This is a genomic window from Phytoactinopolyspora halotolerans (genome assembly GCF_010550675.1).
In the GTDB taxonomy this organism is placed as follows: Bacteria; Actinomycetota; Actinomycetes; order Jiangellales; family Jiangellaceae; genus Phytoactinopolyspora; species Phytoactinopolyspora halotolerans.
Genome location: NZ_JAAGOA010000008.1, coordinates 214,240 through 230,390, shown reverse-complemented (window position 1 = coordinate 230,390; position 16,151 = coordinate 214,240). Strand labels below are relative to the sequence as shown.

Below are 16,151 nucleotides of genomic sequence, written 5' to 3'. Positions count from 1 at the left end.
ACTCGATGATCATGCTCCGGGAAGGGATGGATGAGATGTGCGCGCAGGGTGAGTGGCCCCTGTACGAGGTGTTCGTGCGCAGCAAGCGCGGCCTGAACCACGTGCACGTGGGTTCGTTGCACGCTGCGGACGGCGAGATGGCGCTACGCCGGGCGCGCGACCTGTTCACCCGGCGTAACGAGGGCGTGAGCATCTGGGTCGTGAAGTCGGCGGACATCACCGCGTCGAGCCCGGATGAGAAGGATCCGTTCTTCGCGCCGTCGGCCGACAAGGTGTACCGGCATCCGACGTTCTATGACATTCCCGACAACGTCCCGCACATGTAGGCGGTGGCGGAGCGATGACTGGGCACACGATCAAGATCATGTACCGGAAGCGGCCCCCACAGGGGCCAAAAGCGGTACCGGATCGGCGAGCCAGAAGGGGGTGACATGACCGCCGTGTTCGACAACGCGTATGAAGCGATCATCGACGCCGACTCCGACGCGCGCTGGGCCTTCGGCACCGGGTTCGAGAACCCGCTCGCCGGCGTGGATACCTCGCTGCCGCCAGACGTCGACGGTGCCGACCTGGCCGCCTATTGCCTCATGCTCGGCGACGACGCGCTCATCATGTCGCACCGCCTGCAGCAATGGTGCACGCGGTTGCCCGAGCTCGAAGAGGAGGTCGCGGTCGCCAATATCGGCCTGGACCTGCTCGGCCAGGCCCGTCTGCTGTTGTCCCGGGCTGGAGCCGCGCGTGCGGGCGCCGACGGTATCGACGGTGGACGTGTTGCCGAGGATGCGCCACCGGATGGTCGTGCCTGGGAGGATCATTACGCGTTCTTCCGCGACGAGCACGAGTACCGCAACGTCCGGCTGGCCGAACTGGAGAACGGCGACTTCGGTGAACTCACCGCACGGCTGCTGGTCTTCTCGACCTGGCGCCTGGCGCTGCTGAACCGGCTCACGGAGTCCACAGATCCGGTGTTGTCCGCCATCGCGGCCAAGGGGGTCAAGGAGGTCACGTACCACCGCGACTACGCCGCGCAATGGACGGTGCGGCTCGGCGACGGCACGGACGAGTCGCACCAGCGGATGCAGGCCGGACTCGACGCTGTGTGGCCGTACGTCGACGAGCTGTTCGTCGCGCACCCCGTGGAGGAGCGTCTTGCGGCCGGAGGTGCCCCTGACTCGGCGGCGGTGGCGGTCGATCCGTCGACGCTGCGCACGGAGTTCGACGACGTGCTCGTCCACGTGCTCAAGGCATCGACGCTCCGGCGCCCGGACCTAGCCGCCACGCCGGGCATCGCGGGGCGCACCGGCCGGGACGGGGTGCACACCGAGGCGATGGGATTCCTCCTTGCCGAGATGCAGAGCGTCGCCCGCGCGCACCCGGAGGGGGTCTGGTGATGCCTGTGCCGACCATGACGCGCGCCCGGGCGGTCGCGGAGACCGTGACCGATCCGGAGCTGCCCATGCTCACCCTCGCCGACCTGGGCGTTCTTCGCGATGTCGAGGAGCGGGACGGACGCGTCGTCGTGTCGATCACGCCGACGTATACCGGCTGCCCGGCGATGGACACCATGCGTGACGATCTCGTACACGCGCTGAATCGCGCCGGATACGACGACGTCGAGGTGCGGGTCGCGTTGCATCCGCCGTGGAGCACCGACTGGATCAGCGACGACGGCCGGCGCAAGCTGGCCGAGCACGGCATCGCCCCGCCCGGCGCCGCCCCGAGACGACCGACGGGCCCGATCCCGCTGACTCTGGCGACACGGCGACCGGTGCACGCGCATGCAGAGTCGGTCGGCCGCGACAATGCCGAGGTGACGGGCGCGATCCGGGTGTCCGAGGTCGGCGTAGGTGTGACGTGCCCGTGGTGCGGGTCAGCCGAGACGGAGGAGGTGTCGCGGTTCAGCGCGACCGCCTGCAAGGCGCTGCGTCGGTGCCGCTCGTGTCAGGAGCCGTTCGAGCACGTCAAGGAGATCTAAGTGGCCACCGACGGAAAAGCGCGCCTACGTGGGAGATTTCACCCACTGCGGGTGAGCCGCGTCGACCGACTCTGTGACGACGCTGCGGCGGTGACCTTCCATGTGCCGGCGGACCTAGCCGACGAGTACGCCTTCCGCGCCGGCCAGTCGTTGACGGTGCGCCGCCGGGTGGATGGACGTGACGAACGTCGTTCCTACTCCGTCTGTGCCCCTGAAGGGGCACCACCGCGGATCGGCGTGCGTGCGGTGCCGGATGGTCTGTTCTCCACCTGGTTGGTGCGCGACGTCCGGCCTGGGGACGAGCTGGAGGTGGGCACTCCGACCGGCGCCTTCACACCCGATGCCGATCGGCCCGGCCACCACGTGCTGGTCGCCGCCGGTTCCGGGATCACGCCGGTGCTGTCGATCGTCGCGACGGTGCTCGCCAACCCCGACGCCACAGTCACGCTGCTCTACGGCAACCGCCGCACCGATACGGTGATGTTCGCCGACGAACTGGCCGATCTGAAGGATAGGTACGCCGCGCGGTTCCAGCTGGTGCACGTTCTTTCCCGGGAGCCGCGGGACGTCGAACTGTTCACCGGACGGCTGGATCCAGCGAAGCTGGACGCGCTGCTGGACGTGCTGGTCGACGCCGGGCGGGTGGATCACTGGTGGCTGTGCGGCCCGTATCAGATGATCACCGGCGCCGAAGACCTGCTCAAGCGACGAGGCGTGCCGGGGGAGCGGATCCACCACGAGCTGTTCTACGTCGACGACGTCCCCCCGCCGCCCGTCCACCATGAGGAGGCCGCTCCCGAGGGTGCCACCAGCGAGGTCACGATCGTGCTGGACGGCAAGACCACGACCGTGCACCTCGCGGCCGATACGCCCGTGCTGGACGGCGCGCAGCGGGTCCGGCCCGACCTGCCGTTCTCCTGCAAGGGCGGGGTGTGCGGCACGTGCCGGGCCAAGGTGACCGAAGGCGAGGTCGCGATGCGACGCAACTTCGCGTTAGAGGGGTCCGAGATCGACGCCGGGTTCGTCCTCACCTGCCAGTCACTGCCCCGCACCGAGAAGATCACCGTCGACTACGACGCCTGACATGAATCCAGCCTCTGCGCAGGCTCATCCGCAGCAGCGTTTATGTAGGTACTACCTACGTAGATAGAATTTACGTAGATGGGATCTACATCTGCCTCTACCGCGTGGCCGACGGCAACCTCCGGCTGTACCTGGCGGCACTGCGATCGAACCGGCCTCGTGGTCGTGTCCGCGAACGGGATCGACTCCCACGTCGAACGTAGCCGGGTGGACGTGGTCTGGAACGCTGCGGACGTCGTCGCCGCATACGCGTGATCACCCAGCGGGCGAGCCGCATAGGCTGTGTGTGCGCGTGGAGATCGACGAATCCTTGCTGACCTGTTGTCCGGATACCGGCCGAACGATGCACGTGAGGCGGCCGATCTCGACCGGACCCGCGCCATGGTGGACCGCGAGGCGGACCCGTGGCTCCGGACGACGCCGCTGCATTGCACGGCCTCGGCGATGATCGTGCACCCGGAGTCCAAGCGGGTGCTCTTGCGCTGGCACCAGCGGCAGCAGGCATGGCTCCAGGTCGGCGGGCACGGAGACCCCGGGGAGCACGATCCGCTGCAGATCGCGCTGCGCGAAGGGCGGGAGGAGACCGGCCTCACCGACTTGACGCCGTGGCCGGATGCGTCGCTCGTTCAGCTGGTGATCGTGCAGGTTCCGGCGAATGAGTACGAGCCCGCGCACGAGCACGCCGATCTCCGCTTCGTGCTGGCGACCTCGGCGCCGGACGACGCGCGCCCGGAGAAGCCCGATGCGCCGCTGCGCTGGCTCAGCCTTGCGGAGGCCAGGGAGGCGACCGCCGAGGCCAACGTCGAGGAGATGCTGTCCCGGGTCGAGCGGCTGCTGGTGACGTGAGCTCGGTCCCCCGTCGTACGGCGAGACCTGCGCCAGGTGCCTGACGGTCAGGCGCGCTCTCGCGTCGTCGTCGACGTGCGACGGACCCCAGCGGCGTCGATCAGGTCCGCCAAGTCGGACTCGTCCTCCTTGCTGAGGTTCTGCAGGGGCGGACGGACCGGCCCGAGGTCACGGCCGACGACGCGCAGGCCCGCCTTCACGATCGAGACGCCGTAGCCCTTCACCCGGTCGCGAATCTCCAGGTATGGCAGGACGAACCGGTTGAGCTTCTCGGTGACCGCGGCCCTGTCCTGCCGCCGGACATCCTGGTAGAACTCCAGGGCGAAATCCGGGAGGAAGTTGTACATCGCCGACGAGTACGTGCTCATCCCGAGCTGTACCAGCGGCAGCGCGAATGTCTCGGCGGTGGGCAGGCCACCGAGGTAGAACAATCGGTCACCGTTCGTGGCGTAGACGCGAGTCAGGTGCTCGATGTCGCCGACCGCGTCCTTGAAGCCGATGAGATTGGGGTGCGCCTCCGCCAGGGCGGCGACGGTCTCGGCCGAGTAGACGGCGTTGGCGCGGTTGTAGAGGATGATGCCGATGCCGGTCGCCGAACACACGGCCGACGCGTGCGCGAGCAGCCCGTCTTGGTCACACTCCGTGAGATAGGGCGGGAGCAACAACACGCCGTCCGCCCCTGCCGCCTCGGCCGATTGTGCGTTCGTGACGGCTTGGCTGGTGGATCCGCCGGCCGAGCCGAGCACGGGAATCCGGGCACCGGCTTCCTCGACGGCGACGCGGACGACGCGTGCCGTCTCATCAGGGGTCAGGCTGAACCCTTCGCCGGTACCGCCGGCCGCGAACAGGCCGCCGACGCCGCCGCGAGACTGCCAGTCGATGTGCTGACGATAGGCATCCTCATCGAACTCGAAGTCAGGGCGGAACGCCGTCGCCGGAAACGAGAGCAGGCCATCTTTGAGCAGCGCGGCAAGTTCGACGGGACTGTGAGATGCCACAGGTCTTTTCCTTCGCGTCGTGTGCTGGACCGGCAGTGGATCGTTGCCGGGACCACCGTAGGGAGCCGCGTCGATGCCTGTCCAAGCCCATTGTGGTATGCATCAATGCACCTCGAGCATCACGTCTCGTCAGGTTCGGATCATGTGGACGACCCGGGCGAGTGCCGGGTTGCGCGCGTCGCGGATCCAGACGGCGTGGATCTCGACGACGTTGTCCGCGAGCCCGTCGATGGGGACATACGACACGCCGTCGATGCCGAGCAGGCGCGCGGAACGAGGCACGAAGGCCACGCCTCGGCCCGCGGCGACCAGGGCGACGGCGGTCAGGATCTGGTTGACCGTGTGGACGACGTTCCGGTGCTCGAACGGGACGAGCCGAACGGCAAGGTCGTAGAAGTAGCGGGCGTCGGTGGGCGAATACATGATCAGCGGGACGTTCCGGAGCATGTCCGCCGATATTCCGCCGTCGCGGACATCAAGATCATGGCCCTGCTGCACGGCGAGGTCGAGGCTCTCGGCGAGCAGTGGATGGGAGTCGAACATGTTCATGTCGAACGGCGGCCGGGCGAGCCCGAGGTCGAGGTCGCCGTTCTGCAGACCCTCCACCTGCTGGGATGTGACCATCTCGTGGAGTTCGATATCGACGTCGGGCAGTTCGGCGGTGATCCTGCCGAGAAGCGGGCCCAGCAGCGCAAAGCTCGATGTCGCCGTGAAGCCGATGCGTAGCTGGCCCGCCATGCCGGCGGCGATGCGGCGCGCGGCGTCCGGCGCCCGTTCCGAGGCGGCCACGAGCCGCTTGGCCTCCGCCAGGAATGCCGCGCCGGCGGGGGTCAGCTCGACCTTGCGGTTGTCTCGCTCGAGCAGGACGGTTCCTACGGCCTTCTCCAGTTTCTGGATCTGCCGGCTCAACGGCGGCTGGGTCATGTTGAGACGCTCCGCCGCGCGCCCGAAGTGACCTTCCTCCGCGACCGCGATGAAGCCGCGGACCTGGTCCAGCGTGAACATGCCGCCTCCCGGACGTCGGCCGATGGCTCCCGCGGTGCGTAGCTCAGGGAGCCCGGTGATACCGAGAGTGCATCATTCCATGCGATATTTGGTTTAGACAAGCATCGACAAGGGCTTCTATCGTCTTGCGTGCCATAGGGCTGGCGAACCATCAGGCGCCGGAGACGCTCGGTCGGTCACGTTTCGAACCATGGACGAAGGAGCTCATGATGATGAAGACATCGGAACTGATGGCCGCGATCGCCGTCGCAGCCGTCACCCTTGCCGCGTGTTCAGAGGGCGGCGGAGACTCGGCCGAGCAGAACGACCCCGACTCCCAGACGCTGGAGATCTGGCAGCGGAAGGCCCCGGGAAGCCCGTCCGACATGATCGGGCAGGACATGGCCGACGCCTTCACCGAAGCGACCGGAGTCGAGGTGGAGTTCACTTCGGTACTCGAAGACTTCGAGACCAAGCTGCAGCAGCGTGCCGCGCAGGGAGACCTCCCGGACGTCGTGATCAACGACACCGCTCAGCTCGGCAACATGCAGTCGCAGGGCCTGCTCCGTCAGATCGATCCCGCCGCCATCGAGGGATCCGACCGCGTCGCCGAGCGCGCGTGGGACGCGGCCAAGGCCGTCGACGGCGAGTATTACGGCGTGCCGTTCACGGCCCACACCGTCGCCCTGTTCAACCGGGCTGATTGGCGCGAGAACGTCGGAGCCGACATCCCGACGACCTGGGACGAGCTCATCGAGCTGTGGAAGGCCTACGTCGACGGAGACCCCACCGGCACCGGTGCGGACGTCGCCGGGATCGCCGTGCCGGGGACGACGAAGCGCGGCTACATCTCGTGGAACACGTCGACGTTCTACTGGTCCGGTGGTGGCGAGTACTTCACGGAGCACGGCGACGGGACGTTCTCCTCCGCCGTCGCTACGCCCGGATCGATCGAGGCGGCGGAGTGGATCCGCAACCTGGCGTGCGAGCACGACGTGATGCAGCCAGGGGCCGGAAGTCAGGACACCACCAACACCAAGGAACTGTTCCAGACCGACGGTGCCGGATCGTACCTGGTCGCACCATACGAGCTGGCGAGCTTCGACATCGATCCAGGTGCCGACGTCGTCGAGGTGTTCGCGCCGCCGCCGGGCCCGGCGGGCCTGACCACCCTCGCCGAGGGCAACAACGTGTATCTGATGGCGGGCAGCGCGAATGAAGACGCGCAGGACACGTTCGCGGAGTGGGCCATATCGGTCGAGGGGCAGACCGTCGCGATGGCCGGCGACGAGGAGGGAGGTCTGGTGCGCATTCCGGTGAACCAGGACATCGTGATGTCCGACGTGCGCGAGGACGATCGCTGGCAGCTGTTCCAAGACCTCTACGACGAGAACGGCCGCTACGTTCCTGTCGTCCCGAACTGGGCTCCGTTCCTGCAGGCCTCCGCCGAGACGCTGAACGCCCTCATCAGCGATTGCAGCCTCGACGCTGAGACGGCGATGGAGCAACTGGATGAGGAGTTCACCAGCGAGCTCGACGCGCAGGGAGTCCTCGCGGAATGACCGAGACAACCCTGACGGCGCGGGCCGGGACTCCCGAGGCGCCCGGGGCGCCAGGGGCGCCCGGGTCCGTCGGGCGCCGGACCAGCCGGGCGCGCTGGATGCGCCGGGCCAGGCGGCATGGTCCCGTCTGGGTTCCGTGGCTGTTCCTGGCCCCGGCGCTGATCCTGTTCCTGCTGTTCAAGTTCATCCCCATGGGCCAGGCGCTGGTCATGAGCTTCCAGGACGTCCAGCCCTTCCTCGGGAACCAGTGGGTGGGGACGGCCAACTACGAGACGTTGGTCGGCAGCCCGGACTTCCAGAGCGCCGTCTGGCACACGTCGATACTCGCCGTCGGGCAGACCGCGGGTTCGATGTTTCTCGGTTTCACCCTCGCTCTCCTGCTCGAGGGCCAGGCGAAGCGGCTGTGGTTCGTGCGGTCGGCCGCATTCCTTCCGGTCGTCGCACCGATGGCCGTGATCGCCGAGGTCTGGCGCATCATGTACCATCCGACGTCCGATGGTCTCGCCAACCAGATCATCGGCTGGGTGACGTTGGACCCCTCGCAGTGGATCAACTCCCCGGACACGTCCCTGTGGTCGGTGATGATCGTGGGTATCTGGCGGGGCGCGCCCTACGACATGATCATCATCGTGGCCGGGCTGGTCAGCGTGGACCGGTCGCTCTATGAGGCCGCCGCGCTCGACGGCGCCGGGATACTGCAGCGGATCCGATACGTGACCATCCCAGCGCTCCGGCCCGTGATCGTCATCCTGCTGACGCTGGCGGCGATCCGCGGAATGCGCGTGTTCACCGAGGTGTACCTCCTCACCAACGGCGGCCCCAACGGCTCGTCCGAGGTGGTCATGACGCTGATCTACAAGCTCGGCTTCGAGCGGGGCGATCTGGGAGTGGCGGCCGCGGGATCGGTGGTGTTGTTCGTCGCGACGGTGTTGTTGACGCTGCTCGTCCAGTTCGCCAGGAGGAGAGACCGATGAGTCGAGTGCGGCGAGCGGGCGTGAACGGCGGCGACGGCCTCGATTCGGCGCTGGGGCTCGGCACCAGCAGCCGGCCGTGGATCAGGGCGCTCAATTACGCGGTGTGGGCGATCATCATCGTGGTGTTCGCCGGTCCGCTCGTCGCCGTCGTCGCGGGCGCGTTCTCCGGCTCTCGAGACCCGTCGCAGTTGAGCATCATCCCCGCCGATCCGAGCCTGGCAAGCTTCAGCGCCGCCTTCGACCGCGGTGTCCTCCGCTACCTCGCCAACTCCCTGATCGTCGTCGGCTTCGGCCTGGTCTTTCAGATGATCGTGTCGGTCTTCGCGGCGCACGCGCTGGCCCGCAAGAGGTTCCGGGGCAGCGCGATCGCGATGCTGCTGGTCCTGAGCACGATGATGCTGCCGGAGGAGATCCTCGCGATTCCGCTCTCCCAGGTCCTGGCCGACGTGCCCTTCCTCGGGTTCAATCTGATCAACACCCTGCCGGGGATGATCGTGCCGATCGTGGCGTGGGGTTTCTCCATCCTCGTCATGACCGAGTTCATGAAGGAGGTGCCGGCCGAACTGGAAGAAGCCGCCAAGATCGACGGCGCCGGAGAGATCCGCACGTTCCTCTTTGTGGTCCTGCCGACCTGTACGCCGGCGCTCGGGGTCATCGGTGTCTTCGGCTTCAACATGATCTGGGACCAGTACCTGCTGCCGCTTCTGGTGGCGTCGGACTCGTCGATGTTCACGCTGCCGTTGGCGCTGCGGACGCTGCGGGCCGACCCCGAGGTCGGGCTCGGCGTCGTGCTCGTGGCCGCCACGCTTGCGTTGCTCCCTGCTGTGATCGCGTTCCTGTGCTTCCAGAGATCGTTCATGCGTGGCCTGTCCTCCGGAGCCGTCAAAGGATGAACGGACACGCACCAGAGAGGTTGGACCGAACCATGCGCTCGCACACTGTCGAACGGGTGGAGATCACCCCGGTGGCCTTCGCCGACCCGCCGTTGCTCAACTCGGTCGGGGTGCATGAGCCGTGTGCGCTGCGTGCCGTCGTCCAGGTCCACACGAGCTCGGGGCTGGTGGGGCTGGGCGAGACGTACGGCGATGCGGCCCACCTGAGCATGCTCGAGCGCGCAGCGGAGGCGGTTGTCGGGGCATCTCCGTACGACGTGGGGCGGCTTTGGGCCGTGATCGGCGACGCGCTCGCCGGACGGAACGCGGCCGCACATGCCGATCCGACCGGGACGGCCCTGACGGGCAAGATGCTCGGTTCCGTGGTGGCGCCCTTCGACTCCGCGTTCTATGACCTGCAAGGAAAGATCATCGGGGAACCCGTCTGGGCACTGCTCGGCGGAAAGCACCGGGACACCGTGGACTTCAGCGCCTACCTGTTCTACAAGTGGGCCGCCCATCCCGGCGCCGAGCCGGACGCGTGGGGAGCGGCCCTCAAGCCGGACGAGATCGTGGCGCAGGCGCGGCGGATGGTCGAGATGTACGGGTTCCGGTCGCTCAAGCTGAAGGGTGGCGTCTTCCCACCCGACGACGAGGCGGCCGCTGTGGAGGCGCTGCACGCGGCGTTCCCCGACCACCCGCTGCGCATCGATCCGAACGGCGCGTGGACGGTGGAGACCGGCACCCGTATCGCGCGGCGTCTCGGGCCGGTTCTGGAGTACCTCGAGGACCCCGTCCCTGGTACCGGCGCCATGGCGCAGGTCGCCGCGCAGACCTCGGTGCCGCTGGCGACGAACATGTGCGTGGTGGAGAACGGGCACATCCCGGAGGCGATCCGGCAGGCAGCGGTGCAGATCATCCTCGCCGACCAGCACTATTGGGGCGGGTTCCTGGCGTCGATGCACTTGGCGTCGTTGTGCCGGGTGTTCGGCATCGGCGTGTCGATGCACTCGAACAGCCATCTCGGCATCAGCCTGGCGGGCATGGTACACCTCGGCGCGGCCGTCCAGAACATCGACTACGCCCTCGATACGCACTGGCCGTGGAAGCGGGAGGACGACGACGTCGTCGACACTGCTCACCTGACCATCCGGGGCGGAGCCATCGCCGTGTGCGACCGGCCGGGCCTGGGCGTCGAACTGGATGCCGACCGTCTTGCCCGCATGCACGAGACATATCTCGCCACCGAGATCCGCACCCGCGACGACACCGGCTACATGCGACGTCTCCGGCCCGACTACGAGTACATCTGTCCCAGATGGTGACGACCCGGCGTCACGGACGAGGCATCCCCAGCTGGAGGCGGTGCGTCAGGCCGGTGTGGCGACGTCCGGCGCTGACCGTGCGGACGGCCACGGCCAGCGCACGCCGCGAACCGACCAGGACCACCAGCTTGGACGCCCGGGTGACGGCGGTATAGAGCAGGTTGCGCTGCAACATCACCCAGGCGCTGGTGGTCAGCGGGATTACCACGGCCGGATACTCGCTGCCCTGGGAGCGGTGGATCGTCATCGCGTAGGCGTGCTGCAGCTCGTCGAGCTCGGCGAAGTCATAGTCGACGCTCTCGTCCTCGTCCGTCAGCACAGTGAGTGTCTGCTGCTCGAGTGAGATCGCGGTGACCACGCCGACGGTGCCGTTGAAGACGCCTGCGGTGCCCTTGTCGTAGTTGTTGCGGATCTGGGTGACCTTGTCGCCGACCCGGAACACGCGTCCACCGTGTCGTCGCTCGGGGGCTCCGTCCCGGGCCGGCGTGAGTTCCTGCTGCAGTTGCTCGTTGAGGTTGCCGGCGCCGGCCGGGCCGCGGTGCATCGGCGCCAGCACTTGGACGTCGCGGCGCGGGTCAAGGCCGAACTTCCGCGGGATCCGGCGCGTGACCACGTCGACAAGAAGCTTCGCCGCCTCCTCGGTGTCCTCGCAGCCGAACCAGAAGAAGTCGTCATATCCGCTGAGCTCGGGGCGTTCTCCGGCGTTGATCCGGTGCGCATTGGTGATGACGCCGGACTCCTTGGCCTGGCGGAAGATCTGGGTCAGGCGCACCCTCGGGATCGACTCGGCGGCGAGGATGTCCCGCAGTACTTCCCCAGCGCCGACGCTGGGCAACTGATCGACGTCGCCGACGAGTAGCAGGTGTGTCCCCGGCGCGACCGCCTTGATCAGCCGGTTCGCCAAGATGGTGTCCACCATCGAGGTCTCGTCGACGACGATGAGGTCCGCGTCGATCGGGTTGTCCCGGTCGAACGCGGCCTCGCCGCCAGGGCGCAGTTGGAGCAGCCGGTGGATGGTCGCCGCCTCGTGGCCGGTCAGTTCGGAGAGCCGCTTCGCCGCTCGTCCGGTCGGCGCCACCAAGGTGATCTTGGCGCGCTTCGCCCGGGCCAGCTCGACGATCGAGCGCACGGTGAAGCTTTTCCCGCACCCGGGACCGCCCGTGAGCACGGCGACCTTCTCGGTCAGGGCAAGCGTGACCGCGTCCGCCTGTTCGGGCGCCAGCTCGACGCCGGTGCGGCGGTGCAGCCAATCGAACGCCTTCGACCAGTCGACGCCGCTGAACGCGGCGAGCCGGTCCACACCCGCGTTCAGCAGCGTCCGCAACCCGTCGGCGAGGGACTGCTCGGCTCGATGGAACGGCACCAGATAGACCGCGGACACCTCGCCCAGGACCGGATCCGGCAGTGTCTCGCGCACGACGCCTTCCTCGGCGACGAGCTCGCCCAGCGCCGCCGCGATCGGCTCGGCCGGTACGCCGAGGATCTTCTCCGCACCCTGGATCAACTTGTCCTCGGGCAGGTAGCAGTGGCCGTCGTCGGCGGCTTCGCTCAGCGTGTATTGCAGACCGGCGCGTAGCCGCTGCGGCGCGTCGTGCGGGATGCCGACCGCCTGCGCGATGGTGTCGGCGGTCTTGAAGCCGATGCCCCACACGTCGGCGGCGAGCCGGTACGGGTCCTCGCGCACCACGGAGATCGCGGCGTCGCCGTACTGCCGGTAGATCTTGACCGAGATCGACGTGGTCACGCCGACGCTCTGCAGGAACACCATGACCTCTTTGATCGCGCGCTGCTCCTCCCAGGCAGCGGTGATCAGTGTGGTGCGTTTCGGGCCGAGGCCGTCGACCTCCACTAGACGTTCCGGCGTCTTCTCGATGATGTCCAGCGTCTCGACCCCGAACTGGTCGACGATCCGCTCGGCCATGACCGGGCCGATGCCCTTGATCAGGCCGGATCCCAGGTAACGCTGGATGCCCTGGACGGTGGCGGGCAGCACGGTGGTGTAGTTCCACACCTCGAACTGCTTGCCGTACTGGGGATGCGACGTCCACCGTCCGGTCAATCGCAACGACTCGCCGGGTTGCGCGCCGAGCAGCGCGCCGACCACGGTCAGCAGGTTGTCTCCGCCGCGTTCGGTGGAGACCCGGGCCACCGTGTAGCCGGTCTCCTCGTTGGCGTAGGTGATCCGCTCCAGCACCGCGTCCAGCTGGGCGCCACGTTCGGCCGGCCGTCGGGCGCCGGTGGCGTCCTCCGGCTGAGGCTCCGGCTGTGGCTCCGGATGCTGGGCGGGAGAGTGCACGGGCCCATTGTGGCGCACGCCGAATGTGTATCCCGAAGTGTCGACCGCCTCTTGCGCGGCGTACACCGAACCGTCATGCTGCCTGCTTAGAACGGCAACCGCCGCCGATGCCGTCGCCCGCGCCCGCGGGTGAGACCGGTTGCGGCCTGCCGCTGAGGTGGGCACGCCGGACCGTTAGGCTGTCGGTGGCCGGCCGCACGAGGGTACGTAGCCTGCGAAGCGAATGAGGACTCTGTATGGCACCGACCAACTCCGCCGAGACACGTACGGATATCACCGTGGACCGTGCCACCGCCGAGCTTGCTGCACCCGTCGACATCTCGGTTCTGGTGCCGGTCAAGGACGAAGTCGCGTCGTTGGAGCAGCTCACCGACGAGATCGCGAGGACACTCGATGCGCGACCGGCGGATGATGTCGCGGGCGAGGCGTGGGAGGTCATCTTCGTCGACGACGGCAGCTCGGACGGCTCCTGGGAGGAGATACTGCGGCTGAGCACCCGTGACTCGCGGATCCGTGGGCTGCGACTGCGGCGCAACTTCGGCAAGTCCTCCGCGCTCGCCGCCGGGTTCGCGGCCTCCACCGGGCGCGTGATCGTCACCCTCGACGGGGACCTGCAGGACGACCCGGCGGAGATCCCCGGGATGATCGCACGGCTCGCCGGCCCGGTGGATCTGGTGGCCGGGCACAAGGCCAACCGGCGCGATCCGCTCGGAAAGCGGCTGCCGTCCAAGGTCTTCAACCGGGTCACCGGCATGGTGACCGGCCTCAAGCTGCACGACCACAACTGTGGGCTCAAGGTGGCCCGGCGGGAGGTGTTCGCCAGGACCCCGCTATACGGCGAGATGCACCGGTATTTCGCCGCGATCAGCCACGCGCAGGGGTTCCGGGTGGTCGAGCAACCCGTGAACCACCGTCCGCGGCAGCACGGGCACTCCAAGTTCGGCTTCGAGCGGTACGCCAGAGGCGGCTTGGACCTGCTGACCATTCTGAGCCTCACCCGCTACACACACCGGCCGGCGCATCTGTTCGGAGGCGTCGGCGTGGTCATGGGACTCGCCGGGTTCGGCATCCTGGCCTATCTCAGCGCGCTCTGGCTCTTCACCGATCAGGCCATCGGTGACCGGCCGCTGCTGATTCTCGGGGTCCTGCTGATGCTGCTGGCGATGCAGCTGATCAGTCTCGGCCTGCTGGCGGAGATGATCACCAACCGTGAGGTGTCCCGGGAAGATCCGCTCCGGTACGTCGCCGAAGTGGCGGATCCACCGGCCGGCTCTCAGCCTGACGGTGCCGGTCAGCCCAGCGAGGACGCTCCCGCTACCGACGGCGTGCACGCATCGACACTCACCACTCCGTCCGGCGCAGAGCCGGATGGGACCGCTCCGGCGGTGTCGTGACGGCGACCAGCATGCGGACCTCTCGCACGGGGTCCGCGTCAGCGGACGCGGCTCCAGCGCCGGCAGCGGCGGCGGCAGCGGCGCGGCGAACCCGCATCGGGGGTGTCGGGCGGCGGGCCCGGGCATGGCTGCACGACGAGGCGTTGCTGGTGACGCTGCTGGTCGCGTCGTTCGTCGGGCGCTGGCTGCTGGCGGACCGAAACTCGTACTGGGTGGACGAGTTGTATTCGGTGGCGGTCTACGGACGCTGGAACGACGGCGCGGTCGCGGCGATACAGAACCTGGCCGAGAACTCGGTGCACCCTCCGCTGTACCAGTTCGTGCTCTACCACTGGATGGAGCTGTTCTCCGATTCCGAGGTCGCGACCCGTTCGCTGTCCAACCTCTACGTCACCCTGGCCACGCTCGTCCTCTATCTGATGCTGCGGGACATCTTCTCCCGGCGTATGGCACTGGCCTCGGCCGTCACGTTCGCGTTGATGTACCTTCCGCTGTACTACGCCCTCGAGACCCGCTCCTACGCGCAGACGGTTCTGCTGGCCACGCTCTCGTCCTACCTGCTGTTCCGCACCGTGCGAACGGGGCACCGGGCCGACGCATCCGGCTGGGGCCGGTCCTGGCGGGTGTGGTCGGTGAACTCAGCGCTGTTCACCCTGACCAATGTGGCGTTGCTGCTGACGCACTACTACAACCTCTTCTTCTGGGCCGCGCAAGCGGTCGTCGCGATGGCGTTCGTGCTGGTCGACTCCGATCGAGGCGAACGGCTGCGCAGCGGAGCGGTGCTGGTGGGCGGTTACGTCCTGCAGGGCGTCATCGCCGCGGCCGTATGGGGACGGGTACTGCTCGACGACTTCAACCGCCGCAGCGAGGACTACGCGGTCGACGACCGGGTGCAGGGGGTCGACGACCTCCTGGTCGACCAGGTCGTCACGCCCAACATCGACGCACCGCGGCCGGTGTGGTGGCTCAGCCTGGCCTGCGTCGCCCTGGTGCTGGTCCGGGCCCTGGCCGGCATCGCGCGGCGGGGCGCGCTGACCGATGCCCGGCGGCGCGCGTGGGCCGTCGTCTACCTGGTGGCCTGGCTGGTGCTGCCGCTGGTGCTCGTCTATACGGTGTTCTCGCTGGCCGGCGTGGAGCGCTACAACATGCGCTACTTCCTGTACTGCGTGGTGCCGTTGGCGCCGCTGCTGGTGTTGACAGTGGACGAAGCCGGACGGCTGGCCGCAGCGGCGTGGCGCCGCGTCCGGGGCGGCGAGCTACCGTCCGGTGTGACCACGGCAGCGTTGATCCTCGCGATCCTGGCGTTCGTCATCCCGGGCACGCACGCCGCCGCCACCGAGCCCAAGGCCGACTGGCGGGGAAACGTGAAGCGGATCGTCGACGTGATCCGGGACGACGAGGAGAACGACTACATCGTGCTGGAAGCGTCGCATCGGCGTGGTTCCATGGCGAATTTCTATTTCGAGCGGTACAGCGACGACGTCCGCGTCCATGACGTGCTCGCGATCGACGACGAGCGCGGCGGCGACGGGACGCATCCGGTGCTGCGCGACGACGAGGACCTGATCGCCGGTTACGACCGACTCATCGTCCTGTTCCCGCACCTGGTGACCGGCGACTTCCCGAACGCGCTCGAGCAGCTCGAAGCGGATTACGACGTCCACCATCCGCAGCTGGACCGGGCCGGGCGTGGCTTCATCGTCTACGACATCCATCCGGGCGCGAGTTCGTACTGAGCTTTTCGTGCCGCGCTTCTTGAGTGCTGGTTGCGTATGACGTCCGATCGCGGGCCGATCTGCGCAACTGGCGCTCAAGAAGCGCTGGCCGGAGCGGTGGTTCGTG

At 67.9% G+C, this 16,151-nt stretch carries 15 protein-coding genes; 12 read left to right on the top strand and 3 right to left on the bottom strand.

What is annotated here, in order from left to right:
* The first annotated feature begins 11 nt into the window (after positions 1 to 11).
* From paaB to G1H10_RS13760, 6 genes are all read left to right on the top strand, one after another.
* A complete protein-coding gene (gene paaB, locus G1H10_RS13785; RefSeq protein WP_376778611.1) occupies positions 12 to 326 on the top strand; it encodes a 1,2-phenylacetyl-CoA epoxidase subunit PaaB in 315 nt (104 codons plus the stop codon).
* A gap of 105 nt (positions 327 to 431) precedes the next feature.
* Positions 432 to 1,391 carry a 1,2-phenylacetyl-CoA epoxidase subunit PaaC gene (gene paaC, locus G1H10_RS13780; protein WP_163738456.1) on the top strand — a complete coding sequence of 320 codons (960 nt, stop codon included), beginning with the start codon at positions 432 to 434 and terminating at the stop codon, positions 1,389 to 1,391.
* A 14-nt stretch (positions 1,392 to 1,405) separates the two neighbouring features.
* Positions 1,406 to 1,975: a 1,2-phenylacetyl-CoA epoxidase subunit PaaD gene (gene paaD, locus G1H10_RS13775; RefSeq protein ID WP_163738599.1), complete on the top strand. Its 570-nt coding sequence runs from the start codon at positions 1,406 to 1,408 to the stop codon at positions 1,973 to 1,975.
* Positions 1,976 to 3,058 carry a 1,2-phenylacetyl-CoA epoxidase subunit PaaE gene (paaE, locus tag G1H10_RS13770; RefSeq protein ID WP_163738453.1) on the top strand — a complete coding sequence of 361 codons (1,083 nt, stop codon included), beginning with the start codon at positions 1,976 to 1,978 and terminating at the stop codon, positions 3,056 to 3,058.
* Between the two features lie 78 nt (positions 3,059 to 3,136).
* Positions 3,137 to 3,313: a hypothetical protein gene (locus G1H10_RS13765; RefSeq protein WP_163738450.1), complete on the top strand. Its 177-nt coding sequence runs from the start codon at positions 3,137 to 3,139 to the stop codon at positions 3,311 to 3,313.
* Between the two features lie 63 nt (positions 3,314 to 3,376).
* Positions 3,377 to 3,904 carry an NUDIX hydrolase gene (locus G1H10_RS13760; protein ID WP_376778614.1) on the top strand — a complete coding sequence of 176 codons (528 nt, stop codon included), beginning with the start codon at positions 3,377 to 3,379 and terminating at the stop codon, positions 3,902 to 3,904.
* A gap of 47 nt (positions 3,905 to 3,951) precedes the next feature.
* On the opposite strand, the gene kdgD is transcribed toward G1H10_RS13760, so the two are convergent.
* Positions 3,952 to 4,902 (bottom strand): 5-dehydro-4-deoxyglucarate dehydratase, encoded by a 951-nt coding sequence (kdgD, locus tag G1H10_RS13755; RefSeq protein WP_163738448.1) that lies wholly within the window; start codon positions 4,900 to 4,902, stop codon positions 3,952 to 3,954.
* 129 nt (positions 4,903 to 5,031) lie between these two features.
* The gene (locus G1H10_RS13750; protein ID WP_163738445.1) at positions 5,032 to 5,907 is read right to left on the bottom strand and encodes a LysR family transcriptional regulator; all 876 of its coding nucleotides are present in this window, start codon (positions 5,905 to 5,907) and stop codon (positions 5,032 to 5,034) included.
* A gap of 209 nt (positions 5,908 to 6,116) precedes the next feature.
* On the opposite strand from G1H10_RS13750, the gene G1H10_RS13745 reads away from it, so the two are divergent.
* The 4 genes from G1H10_RS13745 to G1H10_RS13730 are packed head-to-tail and all read left to right on the top strand — an operon-like array spanning position 6,117 to position 10,619.
* Positions 6,117 to 7,448, top strand: coding sequence for a sugar ABC transporter substrate-binding protein (locus G1H10_RS13745; protein ID WP_163738442.1), 1,332 nt, complete (start codon positions 6,117 to 6,119; stop codon positions 7,446 to 7,448).
* Positions 7,445 to 8,422, top strand: a complete 978-nt coding sequence (locus G1H10_RS13740) for a carbohydrate ABC transporter permease (RefSeq protein ID WP_163738439.1) — start codon at positions 7,445 to 7,447, stop codon at positions 8,420 to 8,422. Before G1H10_RS13745 ends, G1H10_RS13740 begins: the two co-directional genes overlap by 4 nt.
* Complete coding sequence (locus G1H10_RS13735; protein WP_163738436.1) at positions 8,419 to 9,315, top strand: carbohydrate ABC transporter permease; 897 nt, start codon at positions 8,419 to 8,421, stop codon at positions 9,313 to 9,315. The genes G1H10_RS13740 and G1H10_RS13735 overlap by 4 nt, the downstream gene beginning before the upstream one ends.
* A 32-nt stretch (positions 9,316 to 9,347) precedes the next feature.
* Entirely contained in the window at positions 9,348 to 10,619 is a 1,272-nt protein-coding gene (locus G1H10_RS13730; protein WP_163738434.1) for an enolase C-terminal domain-like protein, read from the top strand.
* 10 nt (positions 10,620 to 10,629) lie between these two features.
* On the opposite strand, the gene recD2 is transcribed toward G1H10_RS13730, so the two are convergent.
* Positions 10,630 to 12,915 (bottom strand): SF1B family DNA helicase RecD2, encoded by a 2,286-nt coding sequence (gene recD2, locus G1H10_RS13725; RefSeq protein WP_163738431.1) that lies wholly within the window; start codon positions 12,913 to 12,915, stop codon positions 10,630 to 10,632.
* A 236-nt stretch (positions 12,916 to 13,151) separates the two neighbouring features.
* Here recD2 and G1H10_RS13720 point away from each other — a divergent pair, with 236 nt between their 5' ends.
* Both G1H10_RS13720 and G1H10_RS13715 read left to right on the top strand, forming a co-directional pair.
* On the top strand, positions 13,152 to 14,309 hold the full coding sequence (locus tag G1H10_RS13720) for a glycosyltransferase family 2 protein (RefSeq protein WP_163738428.1): 1,158 nt from the start codon (positions 13,152 to 13,154) through the stop codon (positions 14,307 to 14,309).
* An 11-nt stretch (positions 14,310 to 14,320) separates the two neighbouring features.
* A complete protein-coding gene (locus G1H10_RS13715; protein WP_163738425.1) occupies positions 14,321 to 16,045 on the top strand; it encodes a glycosyltransferase family 39 protein in 1,725 nt (574 codons plus the stop codon).
* Positions 16,046 to 16,151 lie beyond the last annotated feature (106 nt).